Source organism: Saccharopolyspora soli (assembly GCF_022678645.1).
GTDB lineage: Bacteria > Actinomycetota > Actinomycetes > Mycobacteriales > Pseudonocardiaceae > Saccharopolyspora > Saccharopolyspora soli.
Genome location: NZ_JALBWV010000089.1, coordinates 1 through 13,925 on the forward strand (window position 1 = coordinate 1; position 13,925 = coordinate 13,925).

The 13,925-nt window shown below is 69.0% G+C and carries 10 protein-coding genes; 3 read left to right on the forward strand and 7 right to left on the reverse strand.

The genetic code is table 11. The features are described from left to right. Positions 1–270: 270 nt before the first annotated feature. Positions 271–1,134, reverse strand: coding sequence for a fumarylacetoacetate hydrolase family protein (locus MOQ72_RS39450; RefSeq protein WP_242191081.1), 864 nt, complete (start codon positions 1,132–1,134; stop codon positions 271–273). A gap of 341 nt (positions 1,135–1,475) precedes the next feature. Beyond that, positions 1,476–2,495, reverse strand: a complete 1,020-nt coding sequence (locus MOQ72_RS39455) for a zinc-dependent alcohol dehydrogenase (protein WP_242191082.1) — start codon at positions 2,493–2,495, stop codon at positions 1,476–1,478. A gap of 240 nt (positions 2,496–2,735) precedes the next feature. Between MOQ72_RS39455 and MOQ72_RS39460 the strand changes: the two genes are divergently transcribed. Further along, positions 2,736–3,518, forward strand: coding sequence for a dioxygenase family protein (locus MOQ72_RS39460; protein ID WP_242191083.1), 783 nt, complete (start codon positions 2,736–2,738; stop codon positions 3,516–3,518). Positions 3,519–3,605: 87 nt separating this feature from the next. Here MOQ72_RS39460 and MOQ72_RS45455 read toward each other — a convergent pair whose 3' ends face one another. Together MOQ72_RS45455 and MOQ72_RS39470 are read right to left on the reverse strand one after the other, a co-directional pair. Continuing rightward, positions 3,606–4,394: an IclR family transcriptional regulator gene (locus MOQ72_RS45455; RefSeq protein WP_242191084.1), complete on the reverse strand. Its 789-nt coding sequence runs from the start codon at positions 4,392–4,394 to the stop codon at positions 3,606–3,608. Positions 4,395–4,574: 180 nt separating this feature from the next. Further along, a complete protein-coding gene (locus MOQ72_RS39470; RefSeq protein WP_242191085.1) occupies positions 4,575–5,483 on the reverse strand; it encodes a pseudouridine-5'-phosphate glycosidase in 909 nt (302 codons plus the stop codon). 161 nt (positions 5,484–5,644) lie between these two features. On the opposite strand from MOQ72_RS39470, the gene ileS reads away from it, so the two are divergent. Further along, positions 5,645–8,812 (forward strand): isoleucine--tRNA ligase, encoded by a 3,168-nt coding sequence (ileS, locus tag MOQ72_RS39475; protein ID WP_242191086.1) that lies wholly within the window; start codon positions 5,645–5,647, stop codon positions 8,810–8,812. Between the two features lie 157 nt (positions 8,813–8,969). Here ileS and MOQ72_RS39480 read toward each other — a convergent pair whose 3' ends face one another. From MOQ72_RS39480 to MOQ72_RS39490, 3 genes are all read right to left on the reverse strand, one after another. After that, positions 8,970–9,758, reverse strand: coding sequence for a S1 family peptidase (locus MOQ72_RS39480; RefSeq protein ID WP_242191087.1), 789 nt, complete (start codon positions 9,756–9,758; stop codon positions 8,970–8,972). 548 nt (positions 9,759–10,306) lie between these two features. Next, positions 10,307–10,966 (reverse strand): response regulator, encoded by a 660-nt coding sequence (locus MOQ72_RS39485; RefSeq protein ID WP_242191088.1) that lies wholly within the window; start codon positions 10,964–10,966, stop codon positions 10,307–10,309. Beyond that, positions 10,959–12,218 carry a sensor histidine kinase gene (locus MOQ72_RS39490; RefSeq protein WP_242191089.1) on the reverse strand — a complete coding sequence of 420 codons (1,260 nt, stop codon included), beginning with the start codon at positions 12,216–12,218 and terminating at the stop codon, positions 10,959–10,961. Before MOQ72_RS39490 ends, MOQ72_RS39485 begins: the two co-directional genes overlap by 8 nt. A 196-nt stretch (positions 12,219–12,414) precedes the next feature. Between MOQ72_RS39490 and MOQ72_RS39495 the strand changes: the two genes are divergently transcribed. After that, entirely contained in the window at positions 12,415–13,896 is a 1,482-nt protein-coding gene (locus MOQ72_RS39495; protein WP_242191090.1) for a glycosyltransferase family 39 protein, read from the forward strand. Positions 13,897–13,925 lie beyond the last annotated feature (29 nt).

Below are 13,925 nucleotides of genomic sequence, written 5' to 3' on the forward strand. Positions count from 1 at the left end.
GGGGGGGGCCGCCCCCCCCCCCCCCCCCCCCCCCCCCCCCCCCGGGGGCCCGGGGGCCCGGGGGGGGGGGGGGGGGGGGGGGGGGGGGGGGCGGCCCCCGGGGGGGCCCCCCCGGGGGGGGGCGGGCCCCCCCACCGCGTTGGTCGTGAGTGCGTAACCGGGCTGGCGCCCGGCTGGGCACTCACGACACCTGATCTGCGGGAATCCGCCGCCACCAACGCGAAAAGCGGCCCGGCACCGAGATCTTCGGTGCCGGGCCGCTTTCGTCGATCAGGCCGACTTGAGTTGCTGGCGCTGGCGGCCGAGACCCGCGATCTCCATCTCCAGCACGTCACCGGCGGCCAGGTAGGGGAACCGCCCGGACATCGCGACGCCTTCCGGCGTTCCGGTGTTGACCAGGTCGCCCGGCTCCAGCACCAGGTACTGCGAGAGGTCCCGGATGATCTCCGCCACACCGAAGATCATGTCCGCGGTGTTGGAGTCCTGCCGTGGCTCGCCGTTGACCCAGGACTGCAACCGCAACGCCTGCGGATCGGCGATCTCGTCGGCCGGGACCAGCCACGGACCGACCGGGTTGAACGTCTCGCAGCACTTGCCCTTGGACCACTGCCCGCCGGACTGCTCCTTCTGGAAGGCCCGCTCGGAAACGTCGTTGGACACCACGAATCCGGCGATGCACTCCAGTGCCTGCTCGGCGCTGTCCAGGTACCGGGCCCGGCGGCTGATCACCACGCCCAGCTCCACCTCCCAGTCGGTCTGCTCGGAGCCGCGCGGGATCAACACCTCGTCGTACGGCCCGACGACCGTGTTCGGGTGCTTGAAGAACAGGATCGGCACCTCCGGCGGAGCCGAACCGGACTCGGCGGCGTGCGCGACGTAGTTCTGGCCGATGCACAGCACGGCCATCGGCCGGGCGATCGGCGCACCGACCCGCAGACCGGTGCCGTCACCGGCGTCGTCGACCGCCGGGAGCTCACCGGCGGCGAGCGCGGCGCGAGCCCGCTGGATGCCGTCGCCGCTGAGGAACTCGGCGTCGATGTCGGCCGTGATCGGGCTCAGATCGAACACCCGGCCCGCATCGTCGGCCACGTGCGGTCGCTCCGCCCCGAACGGACCCAACCTGAGAAACTTCATCTCACTCCTCGAAATGTGCGTCTTGCTGGTACGGGCCGGGTGAGGTGCGGCACACCCCTGGACCAGCGCGATTCAGCTGCCCAACTCTCGTCTTCGTCTTGTTCTTGAAGCGGCGAAGCCGCTTAGCCCATGTACGGCACTTGCACCGCCGCGGGTTCTCAGACTGTGCCCACTGGCGTTCTCTGCGAGGACTGCCCCGACGTGGTGTATCGGACATACATGATGTCAGGGATCCCACAGCGAGACGGCGTCTGAGGTTCCGCTACCCGCACCGCCAACCAAGACGAGTACACGGACAGTCTCCAAGACCTTCCATCGAAACCTGCGGTGAAAGCAAGGGTTCATGACTTGGCTGGTAGGACGAGGATCTTGCTGGCGTGTGCCGTACCGGCGGCCAGGTCGCGGAACGCACCGGGTGCGCCGGACCAGCCGACGCGGCTGTTGATGAGCGGGTCCAGCAGCGTCCCCGCCTCGGCGATCCAGGCCGCCGTGCTCGCGAAATCCTCGCGGTTGTAGCAGAAAGCGCCGATCAGCTCACGCTCCGACGTGCTGACCTCGTAGGCGGGCAGCGTCACAGTGGGTTCGTTCATGCCCACCAGCACCACGCGAGCGGCCCGAGCGGCCACCGTCAGCGCGGCGGTCAGGGTGGCCGACGAACCGACCGCGTCGAGCACCAACGTCGGTTCGGCCCCGAGGAACTGCTCCACTTCGGTGCCGACCGTGCTCGGGGTGACCAACCGGGCACCGAGGGCCGCGACCAGCGCCGCCCGCTGCCGGTCGGGCTCGCTGACCACGATCCGCTCCGCACCCAGCCGCTGCGCGGCGAGCACGCACGCCTGGCCGATCGGTCCGCCGCCGAGCACCAGCACTGCGTCCGCGCTGCTGCACCGGCCGCGCCGGGCGGCGTGGAAGCCGACCGCCAGGGGTTCGACGAGTGCGCCGTGCTCCTCGGGAACCCCGGCGGGCAACGGGACCACGTTGCGGGTCGGCACGACCATGAGATCCGCGAAGGCCGAACTGATCGCCGGGTCCACGCCGATCACCCGCCTCTTCGGGCATGCCTGCTCCTCGCCCGCCGCGCAGGTCGGGCAGTGCTCGCAGCCGATCACCGGGTTCACCGTGACGACGTCGCCGACCGACATCCCGGCGGCCAGGTCGCCGCCACGCACCCGTGCGACGGTCTCGTGCCCCATCACCTGGTTCGGGTGCCGCCGCCCGTTGTCGCCGGTGAAGCCGTGCACGTCGGAGCCGCAGATCCCGGTCGCGATGATCTCCAGCAGCACCTCCCCTGGACCGGGTGCCGGGTCCGGGCGCTCCTCGACCGCGATCGATCCAGGACCGTGGAACACCAGTGCGCGCATCGGATCCCCTCAACACAAGAACTTCACATGGGTGAACAGAGTTCATTCTCATGAAATTTGACCAGGTGGTCCGGTGTCCGTCAAGTACCCGCGACCGGTCCCAACCGCACGTGACCGCACTCCTGAACGGCCTGGTAGACGGCCGTTGTCGACGGTTACCGCCTGCTTCGTCACGTCTGGTTCCCCGAACTCGAACCAGCCACTACCGTTTGCGGGGCAACCTCGAACCGGGAGGACGCGATGGTCGATGCGCCGTCCAGCCGGATGCCCACCATCTACCTCAGCCACGGCTTTCCAGCACTCGCCGACGACCCCGTGTGGCCAGGTCAACTCGCTGACTGGTCCCGCGATCTGCACCACCCCAAGGCGATCCTGATCGTTTCAGCGCACTGGGAACACGCGCCGTTGACGCTCGGCGCGACCGTGCCCGCGCCGCTCGTGCACGACTTCATGGGTTTCCCCGATCGCTTCTACTCGGTCAAGTACACCGCGCCGGGTGCCCCGGAAATCGCCACGGCCGTCCACGACCTGCTGCGCGATTCGGGGACCGCGGTCGAGGACAGCCCGGCGCGCGGCTTCGACCGCGGCGTCTACGTGCCGCTGGCGGAGATGTACCCCGACGCCGACATACCGGTGCTGCAGCTCTCCATGCCGAGTCTGCAACCGGAGCGCCTGATGCACCTCGGCACGGTTCTGCAACCGTTGCGCGAGGAGGGTGTGCTCATCGTGGGCAGCGGCTTCTTCACCCACAACCTCGCCGCTCTGGTCGCCAAGAGCACCCCGAGCTGGTCGATGGAGTTCGACGACTGGGGCAGGCGGGCGCTGGAAGCGGGCGACATCGATGCGCTGCTCGATTTCGAGCACAGGGCCCCGGCGAGTCGCCTCGCGCACCCGCGTCCCGACCACTTCGCGCCGCTGTTCGTGACGCTGGGCGCAGCCGGGCCGGACCTAAACCAGCAGCACACCACGATCGACGGCTTCTGGCGTGGCCTGGCCAAACGCTCAATCCAGTTCGGCTGGTGAGTCACGAGTATTTGACTCGTTTTGCGTCGCGGTGCATCGGCTGCCCTGCTTCGAAAACAAGACCAAGAAGGATAAAACACCCAACTGTCAGCGGCGGAGTTGCTGCTCGACTGATGCGACCACAACGGACAGTGGTCCGCGGGTCTCGTCGGTCCAGTTCGGGCCGCAACGGGGTGTTGGCGCCGAGACCGACATGGCGGCGACGACCTCGCCGGAGTGGTCGCGAATCGGCATCGCCACGCAGCGGCAGCCGATGATGTACTCCTCGTCATCGACGGCGTAGCCGCGGGACCGGGTCTGCCCGATCTCGGCCAGCAGTTCGGCGAACTCGCTCACCGTGTTCTCGGTGAAGCGCTCCAGCTCCACGTCGCGGTAGCGGCGCACCAACTCGTCGTCCGACAGCCCGGCCAGCAGCGCCTTGCCCAGCCCCACCGCGTGCGCGGGCAGCCGCATGCCGACCGCGGACACCAGCTTCATCGGCTGCGGCGACTCGGCGATGGCGATGTAGACGTTCTCAATGCCGTCCAGCCGGGACAGCTGCACCGTCTCGCCGGTCTCCTGCGCGAGGTGCTCCATCAGCGGCAGCGCCAAGCCCACGATGTCGCGGTGCCCGGTGTAGCCCTGCCCGACCGTCCACGCCTTCAGCCCCAGCCCGTAGGTCCGGGTGGTCTGGTCGAACTCGGCGAACCCGCGGTGCACCAGGGTGCCGAGCAGCCCGTGCACGCTGGACAGCGGCAACCGGAGCGTCTCGGCGATGTCGCTGAGCCGGTGCCGACCGCGGGAGAGCAACTCCAGGATCACCAGCGCGCGGTCAGCGGACTTGACCACGCTCTGCCCACTGCCCGCCTGCTCAGCGGTGGCCGGTTCCGCCTTCACGCCGAATTTCCTCCTGCTCCGTTGCCGCGCTCGCCCCTGCACGACCTACTGAACAGTACAGCGGGAGCGCCGGGTGCGCGCAGCTCGTCCGCCGAAGCCACCGCACCGCTGGGCCGATTCCCTTGCCCAGCCCCGCGAGTACTCCGGCGCATACCATCTGACCAGCGCAAAACCCGCATCCTAGGCCGCGGCAAGGGCGCTGGCGATGTCGATCGCCAGCGCGATGTTGTTCCGGTAGACCGCGATGTTGACCGCCAGGCTCTGTCCCTCGGTCGCAGTCCGGATGTGGTCGAGCAGGAAGGGCGTGATCTCGTGACCGCCGACACCCCGTTCCCGAGCCTGCTGCCACGCCTCGGCCAGCGCCCGCTCGTGCAGTTGCGAGTCCAACTGCTCGGCCGCTGGCACCGGATTGGCCACCAGCACCGCCGAACGCAGGCCCAACGCGTCCCGCGCGGTCACCACGTCCGCGACGGCCTCGGGCGTATCGGCGGAATGCTCGATCGCATGGCCGGAATCGGCCACGTAGAACCCCGGAAAGCGCAGCGTCCGGTAGCCGAGCACCGGGATGTTGAGCGTCTCCAGGCGTTCCAGCGTGGCGGCGACATCCAAAATGGACTTCACCCCGGCGCTGACCACCACCAGCGGAGTTGCCGCCAAGGTCACCAGATCGGCCGATTCGTCGAAGCTGGTCGCCGCCCCGTGGTGCACCCCACCGATGCCGCCGGTGGCGAACACCCGGATTCCCGCGCGGTGCGCCAGAAACGACGTCGCCGCGACGGTGGTACCCGCGTTGACCCGCTTGGCCGCGGCGATCGGCAGGTCGCGCACGCTTGCCTTCACCGCGCCGCTGTCGCTGGCCAGCCGGTCGAGCTGCGCTTCGGCGAGGCCCACCACGGCGACCCCGTCCACGACACCGATCGTCGCGGGCACCGCCCCGGCATCCCGGATCTGCTGTTCGGCGGTCCGCGCCACCTCGCCGTTTGTCGGTCGCGGCAGCCCGTGGGTGATGATCGTCGACTCCAGCGCCACGACCGGTCGACCGTCGGAAACGGCCTGCCGGACCTCGTCGGAAACCACCGGCAACGACATCGCACCTCCACTAAGATCTGCTTCAGCTTGCACCGCTGCGGTCGTCTCGCGGCGGCATGCGTGATGTCGGGGATACCAGAACCAGGCGGCGGCAGTAACTCCCCGGCTCCTGCTCTCGAAGCAGTCCTCATCAGGTCCGCGCGCGGCGGAGGTGTGAGCATATGGGGATGGAGCAGTCCGGTACGCCGTTCCGGCCGGTCGCGCCGACGATCGACCTGCCAGCCATGGAACGGGACATCATCGACTGGTGGCGCGCCCGCGAGGTGTTCGAGCGCAGCCTCGCCCAGACCGCCAACGGTCCGCGCTGGGTGTTCTACGAAGGCCCGCCGACGGCCAACGGGCTGCCCGGTACGCACCACGTCGAAGCGCGGGCGTTCAAGGACGTCTTCCCCCGGTTCAAGACGATGAAGGGCTGCTCCGTGCCGCGCCGGGCCGGTTGGGACTGCCACGGCCTGCCCGTGGAGTTGGCCGTCGAGCAGGAGTTGGGCCTCAACGGCAAACCGGACATCGAGCGGTTCGGCATCGCCGAGTTCAACGCGCGCTGCCGCGAGTCGGTGCAGCGCTACGTCGGCGCGTTCGAAGCGGTGACGAGGCGGATGGGTTACTGGATCGACCTGTCCGCGGCCTACTGGACGATGTCGGCGGACTACATCGACAGCGTGTGGTGGGCGCTGAAGCAGATCTTCACCGCTGGCCTGCTCGTCGAGGACTACCGGGTGGCCCCGTACTGCCCGCGGGACGGCACCACGCTGTCCGACCACGAGGTGGCGCAGGGCTACGAAAACGTCCACGATCCATCGCTCTTCGTGCGGTTCCCGGTCGCCGGTCCGGTCGCCGGACAACAGAATGTCGATCTGCTGGTCTGGACGACCACGCCTTGGACGCTGGTGTCCAACACCGCGGTCGCGGTGCACCCGGCGGTCGACTACGCCGTGGTGCGAACCGTGCAGGGCACCTTCGTGGTGGCCGAACCGCTGGTCGACGCGGTGTTGGGCACGCACGGCGAGGTGCTGGCGACGCTGCCGGGCACCGAGTTGGCCGGGCTGCGGTACCAGCGGCCGTTCGACCTGGTCGACATCCCGAACGCGCACCGCGTGGTGCTCGCCGAATACGTGTCCACCACCGACGGCACCGGTTTGGTGCACCAGGCACCGGCTTTCGGCGCCGACGACTTGGCCGTCGGCCGGGACAACGACCTGCCCGTGGTGAACCCGATCGGCCGGGACGGCCGGTTCCTCGACGATGTGCCGCTGGTCGGTGGGATGTTCTTCAAGGACGCCGACGAGGTGCTGATCGAGGACCTGCAACATCGCGATCTGGTGTTGCGGTACAGCACGTTCGAGCACCCGTACCCGCACTGCTGGCGCTGCCACACGCCGCTGATGTACTACGCGCAGCTGTCCTGGTACATCCGGACCACCGCGATTCGCGAGGCGCTGCAACGGGAGAACGAGCGCACCAACTGGTACCCGGAGCACGTCAAGCACGGTCGGTACGGGGACTGGCTGGACAACAACGTCGACTGGGCGCTGTCGCGAACCCGGTACTGGGGCACGCCGCTGCCGCTGTGGCGCTGCGCCGAAGGTCACGTGACCGCGATCGGCTCGCGCGCCGAACTCGGCGAGTTGACCGGCCAGGACCGCCCCGACCTCGACCCGCACCGGCCCTACCTCGACGAACTCGAATTCCCCTGCCCGACCTGCGGACACCCCGCCGCTCGGGTGCCCGAGGTGATCGACGCGTGGTTCGACTCGGGCTCGATGCCCTTCGCGCAGCTCGGCTATCCGCACGCCCAAGGAAGTGTCGCGGAACTGGCGAAGAGCTATCCGGCGCAGTACATCTGCGAAGCGATCGACCAGACGCGCGGCTGGTTCTACACCCTGATGGCGGTCGGAACACTGCTGTTCGACCGCTCCGCGTACGAGAACGTCGTGTGCCTGGGGCACATCGTGGCCGAGGACGGCCGCAAGATGAGCAAGCACCTCGGAAACGTGCTGGAGCCGCTGCCGCTGATGGAGTCGCACGGCGCCGACGCCCTGCGGTGGTTCATGCTGGTCACTGGTTCGCCCTGGTCGGATCGACGGGTCGGGCACGCGCCGCTGCGCGAGATCGTCCGCAAGGTGCTCATGACGTACTGGAACACCGCGTCGTTCTTCAGCCGCTACGCCGCGCTCGTCGACTGGATCCCGTCCGACGCGGATCCGCCCGCGCAGCGCCCGATCCTGGACCGCTGGGTGCTCGCGGAGGTCAACCGGCTCGCCGAGCAGGTGGACGCGCGGCTGGAGGACTACGACACCGGGGCTGCCGGGCGAGCCCTGGCCGAGTTCGTCGACGACCTGTCGAACTGGTACGTCCGCCGCTCGCGGCAGCGGTTCTGGGACGGCGACATCAACGCGCTGGGCACGCTCTACGACTGCCTCGACGTGCTCACCAGGCTGCTCGCGCCGTTCGTGCCGTTCATCACCGAGCAGGTGTGGCAGGACGTAATCCGGCCAGGTGCACCGGATTCCGCGGAATCGGTGCACCTGGCCACCTGGCCGCTCCCCGAGTTCGGGCTGGTCGACAGCGCGCTGCTGTCCCAAGTGGACACCGAGCGGCAGCTCGCCGAGGCCGGTCGCGCCGCGCGCAAGCGCAGCGGCATCAAGGTCCGGCAGCCGCTCGGCCGGGCGCTGGTCAGCGCTGCGCTGCCGCCGGAACTGCTCGCCGACCTCGCCGACGAGCTCAACGTGCGCCGCATCGACCCGCTCGGCAGCTCCGCCGAGGAGGGCGAAGTGCTGGACGTGTCGGTGAAGCCTAACTTCCGCTCCTTGGGCAAGCGGTTCGGCAACCGCACCCAACGGGCGGCGGCCGCGGTCAGCGCCGCGGATCCGGCCGCACTGGCGCGGGAATTGCGCTCGGCCGGGAGCGGCACCGTCGTGCTGGACGGGCAGCCGGAGCGGATCACCAGTGATGACGTGACCATCAGCGAAGTGCCCCGCACCGGCTGGGTGGTGGAATCGCAGCGCGAGGTGACCATCGCGCTGGACACCACGATCACCCCTGAGCTCAAGCGGGCCGGGCTGGCCCGCGAGGCCATCCGCTTCGTGCAGGACTGCCGCAAGCAGGCCGGACTCGACGTGGTGGACCGGATCGTGCTGCGCTGGCAGGCCGAGGGGGAGCTGCGCGAGGCGCTGCTCGCGCACACCGATGAGATCGCCGCTGCCGTGCTGGCCATCGACATCGCCGAATCCACCTCTCCCGCAGCTGATTTCACCGAGCACGTCGATCCGGACCTGGCTCTGACGGTGTGGCTGCGCAAGAACCGTCCACGGTCCGACCAGGGGTCGTGAGTGGTTGTGGCCGCCAGAGCGGCCGTAGCCACTCACGACACCGTCGCACGGCAAGCTGCACGACGCATTGGAAAGGCCGTGGGCGGCAATGCCACCCACGGCCTCCACTTCTCGTCTCCGCCGTTCAGCCCGCAGGCAATGGACGGGGGTCAGTGCGTCACGAACCGATCTGCTCGGTGATCACGTCGTGGTACGAGCCGACGCGGGCGTACACACCGGGCTTGCCGGGCCGGGCACAGCCCTCGCCCCACGACGTCACGCCGATCAGCTTGTTGTTCACGACCATCGGTCCGCCCGAGTCGCCCTGGCAGGTGTCCACCCCGCCCTCCGGCAGCCCGGCGCACACCATCGCGTCCGGGTTGTACTCGGCGTACGCGCCCGAGCAGGTCTCGTCGGAAGTCACCGGCACGGTGGCCATTTGCAGGTTGTCCGACTGCTGGCCGTTCTCGGAGGTGTTGCCCCAGCCCAGGATGGTGGCCTGGGTGTCCGGCGCGTAGCCCGGATCGTCGGCCGTGGCCAACTCGATCGGCGCCTCCTGCACCGGCGCGGCCAAGGTGAGCACCGAGACGTCGAATCCCTGTGCGGCGTCGGTATATTCGGGGTGCACCCAGATGTTGGTCACCTCTGAAACGGTGCCGTCCTGGGAACTCATCACCGTGCGACCGCTGACCACGTTGATGTCGGCGGCCTGCTGGCCGACGGTGCAGTGCGCGGCGGTGAGGACCTTGTCCGCGGCCACCAGCGAGCCACCGCAGAACTGCTGCCCGTCCGGGGTCACCAGGGCGACGGTGAAGGGGTGGTCCGCGATGTCGGCGTCTTGGCCGCCGACGATGTTCGGGGTGACATCCGACGGCTGCGCATGCGCGACGGATGCCGTGGTTAAGGCGGCGACGGCGATCGCGGCGACTCCGGCGAGCCGGGCCAGGCGACGTGGGGCATCGACCATCGTGCTTCTCCTTGTCGTCCAAGGGTCGCTGCACGTCGGCACCCGGCGGCCTGCCTTCCCCCGGGCGGTCACGCACAGCGACGAACTTGATCGCACGATATCGGCGCGCGCACCTGCCGGGAAGCATCTGAATTTGCCGTTTTAACCAGTACGACAAGCACTTTGAGCAGATCGGAAGTCGGACATAATCGGTAGGGAGGCGCGTCCACCAGCCAAGCAGCGAAGCACTTTTTCCTTGCTGCACGCGGAAATTCGCCGTGGCGCGTCGAACGGGCCTGGTACGTCGCGAACCTCGGAAGTGTCCCCGGCGCACCCCGATTGCACCGGGGACACCTCCAACCGCGGCCGGACCCCTCCGACCGGTTTGCGCCATCGATCCCCGAACCGACGGCAGGCACGTCCAAAGGGCCCCGACCGCCCCGAGATGAACGTGCCGTATCTGGTGTACCTAATCTCCGGTGGAATATTCCAGAGCCAATCGGCGCAGCTTGCCCCGATTGATCATTCAACCTGTCGGCCTAACGCCGCCGAACCGCAGGTCAACGGGGCTATCTGGGCACCAGTCCGGCGTCGTAGGCGAGCAGTCCGGCCTGCAACCGGTTCGAGCAGGACAGCTTGACCAGCATGCGCGACACGTAGCTCTTCACCGTCGCTTCGGACAGGTAGAGGCGCTCGGCGATCTGCGCGTTCGACAACCCCTGCCCCAGGCAGGTCAGCACCTCGATCTCGCGGTCGGTGAGGTCCCGCACCAGTTCCACCGCCCGCTGCCGGGTGCTCTGCTCGTCGGCGGACGCCGCCAGCAACCGCTTCTTCGCCTGCTGGGAGAGCACCGTGTGCCCGTCGGCGGCGACCCGCACCAGCCCGATCAGGTCCTCCGGCGGCGTCGACTTCACCAGGAATCCGGCCGCCCCGGCCCGCAACGCCCGCAGCACGTACTTGTCGGCGTCGAAGGTGGTCAGCGCGACCACCGCGGGCGGGTCGGGCAACTTGCAGATCCGCTCGATGCCGGTCAGTCCGTCCACACCGGGCATTCGCAGGTCCATCAGCACCACGTGCGGCCGGTGCCGCACCACGCACTCGACCGCCGCCGCGCCGTCCTGCGCGTCGTCGACCACCTCGATGTCGTCGGCCGAGCCGAGGATGGTGCGCAGATGCGCGCAGACCATCGGCTCGTCGTCCACGACGACGACCCGGATCGGATCACTCATCGGCGACCGCCTCCCCCGTCGGCACGTACGCGGGCAGTATCACATCGACCTCGAAACCGCCGTCGGCACCGGCCCCGGCGTGGAACGTGCCACCGACCAGCTCGACCCGCTGTTGCAGCCCCAGCAGGCCCGAACCCGATCCGCTGCTGGCCAGATCCGCTGCCGCCCGGGTGGGCGGCTCGGTGTTGCGGATGACCAGCCGCAACCGGTCGTCGCTGTAGACCACGTGCACGCTCACGCTGGCGCCGAACGCGTGCTTGTGGACGTTGGTCAACGCCTCCTGCACCACGCGGTAGGCGGTCCGGCCGACCGCCGAGGAGACCATCGCCGGATCACCGTCCACAGTGAACTCGACCGGTACCCCGACCGACTCGGACTGCCCGATCAGCTCGGCCAGGTCCGGAACCTCGGTCGGCGGGGGCGCTTCGGGGACGTCCGGTTCCGCCGAGCCGCGCCGCAGCACGCCGATGAGGTCCCGCAGCTCCTCCAGCGCCTCGCAACCGCTGGTGCGCAGTTCCTCGGCGGCCCGCCGGATCTCCGGGTCCTCGGCCGCCACGCCCAGCGCTCCGGCCTGCAGCACCATCAGGCTCACCCGGTGCGTGACGACGTCGTGCATTTCGGTGGCCAGCCGGGTCCGCTCGTCCGCCCGCGCCTGTTCGGCCAGCAACTCCTGCTCGTGTTCGGCGCGCTCGGCGCGCTCCCGCAACGCGCCCACCAAGCGGCGCCGCGCGCCGACGTACAGCCCCAGGATGGCGGGCAGGATGGTCCACACGATGCCGTTGACAATCGTGTCCCCACCCGGCTCCTCCCACGGCCGGACCGCGACCAAGGCGACGATGCTGATCAGGTCCCAGGCGAAGAACCGCCAGGTCCGGCCACGGGTGTACACCACTGCCGCGTAGATCACCCACATCGTCAGGCCGGGGACCCACGGGTCACCGGTCTGGTTGACCTCCAGCAGCGGTCCGGGCCCGAACTCGATCAGCAGCGCCTGCGCGACCGACAGCACCGCGACGACCGCCATCAGCACCACCGGGAAGCGCCGTCGGGCCAGCAGGGCCACGTTCAGGCCGGTCATCAGCACGTCGTTCACCCACAGCCCGCCGACCCAGGCGTACGCCTCCGGTGGGGTGTCCGTGGGGAAGAGGACTCCTAATACGCGGCCCAGCAAGTGCAACCCGATGACGAGGGCCACGTCGAAGGCGGCCTCCCGCTTGGAGTCCCACAGCAGCCGCCACAGCGGGCGCTTCACGTGGAACACGGTAGTCAACCAGCCGCGCTGAACAGCCGAGATACCTCCGCCCGGCAGGTCAGCACTAGACGAAAGTTGCACCCGGCCTAGGCGCTCACAACTTTCGGTTGGCCGATGCGCTACGAAGCGCAGTGTTGGCGGGTCGATCATCCCGGCTTGAATGGACCTACATTCCATCCGACACCTGGGGGAAACGATGAGCTCGGCAGTGTTCAGCCCGCAGCCATCAGCACCGACCAAACCCGACTTGTGGCCACTGGCGAAGTGGCCGGTGTTCACCATCGCCGCTCTCGTCGCGATCGCGCAGTTGGCGTTCAGCCCGTTCGGTGGCTACTGGATCGACGAGGTGTACATGCTCGCCGCCGGGAAGTACCACCTGGACTGGGGGTACGTCGACCAGCCACCGCTGGTGCCGCTGATCGCCGGGGCGATGGGCTGGATCGCGCCCGGATCGTTGCTGGTGCTGCGGCTGCCCGCAGTGCTGGCGACCGCCGCGGTGGCCGTGCTGACCGCGTTGCTGGCCCGCGAGTTCGGCGGTGACCGGCGGGCCCAGGTGCTGGCCGCCGGAGCCGGTGCGACCGGGCTGTGGACCGCGCTGGTCGGCCACTGGGTCGCCCCGTACACCTTCGAACCACCGTTGTGGCTGGTGCTGACCTGTCTGCTGGTGCGCTGGGTGCGCTTGCGCGACCTGGGGCGGCCGAACGATCGATTACTGCTGCTTTTCGGCGTGGTCCTCGGCATAACCATGCAGACGAAGTTCCAGGTCGCGATCCTGTGCGTGGCGTTGCTGATCAGCGTGCTCGCGGTCGGACCGCGGGACATCCTGCGCCGCCCGATGTTCTGGGGCGGGGTCGGCATCGCGGCGGTCATCGCCCTGCCGACGCTGCTGTGGCAGGCGCTCAACGGCTGGCCGCAGCTGAAGATGGGTGCGGTCGTGGCCAGCGAGTCACCACTGCTCTCCGGCGGTCGCAGCGGCACGGCGGTGAGCCTCGTGCTCTACGCCGGGGTTGTGGGTACCACGCTGTTCCTGATCGGACTGTGGCGGCTGGTGCGCTCTGCCGAGCTGCGCTCGTACCGGTTCTTCGCTGTGACGACCGTGCTGCTGTACGGCTTCTTCGTCCTCACGGCCGCCCGCCCCTACTACCTGCTCGGTCTTTACGGTGTGGTGATGGCCGCCGGTGTCGTCGGGTTGCAGCGTCGCCGGGAATCCAGGCCGTCCCGCTGGGGCTGGACGGCTTGGCCGCTCTACGCGTTGTCGGCGGCGGCGGCCGGATTCATGCTCTGGCTGTCCACAATGCTCACTCCGACGTTCGGGGTGCCGACGGCCGACTCGCTGGCCCGCGAGACCTCGGCCGCCTTCGCCGCACTGCCACCGGAACAGCAGGAGCACACCGCGGTCATCGGCGACAGCTACATCCTGGCCGCGATGCTCGAAGTAGGTGGCGAACAGCACCCGTTGCCGAGCGTCTACAGTCCGCACCGCGGTTACGGCTACTTCGAGCCGCCGACCGAGCAGATCGACTCCGTGCTGTACGTCGGCTCGGAACCAACGGACGCGCGACGGCTGTTCGCCGATGTTCGGCAGGTGCAGGCCGGTGGTGTCCCGATCTGGCTGTGCACCGGCAAGCAGGGCTCCTGGACCTGGGCGCAGCTGTGGCCACAACTCCGCTACTTGTGACGGGCTCGGGCGATCACCAGTTCAGCTGC

Bases quoted from the DNA above. Each gene is read 5' to 3' on its own strand.
- MOQ72_RS39470 (WP_242191085.1), bottom strand. From the start codon at position 5,483: ATGTCGTTGCCGGTGGTTTCCGACGAGGTCCGGCAGGCCGTTTCCGAC.
- MOQ72_RS39495 (WP_242191090.1), top strand. From the start codon at position 12,415: ATGAGCTCGGCAGTGTTCAGCCCGCAGCCATCAGCACCGACCAAACCC.
- MOQ72_RS39455 (WP_242191082.1), bottom strand. From the start codon at position 2,495: ATGCGCGCACTGGTGTTCCACGGTCCTGGATCGATCGCGGTCGAGGAG.
- MOQ72_RS39450 (WP_242191081.1), bottom strand. From the start codon at position 1,134: ATGAAGTTTCTCAGGTTGGGTCCGTTCGGGGCGGAGCGACCGCACGTG.
- MOQ72_RS39460 (WP_242191083.1), top strand. From the start codon at position 2,736: ATGGTCGATGCGCCGTCCAGCCGGATGCCCACCATCTACCTCAGCCAC.
- MOQ72_RS39485 (WP_242191088.1), bottom strand. From the start codon at position 10,966: ATGAGTGATCCGATCCGGGTCGTCGTCGTGGACGACGAGCCGATGGTC.
- MOQ72_RS39480 (WP_242191087.1), bottom strand. From the start codon at position 9,758: ATGGTCGATGCCCCACGTCGCCTGGCCCGGCTCGCCGGAGTCGCCGCG.
- ileS (WP_242191086.1), top strand. From the start codon at position 5,645: ATGGGGATGGAGCAGTCCGGTACGCCGTTCCGGCCGGTCGCGCCGACG.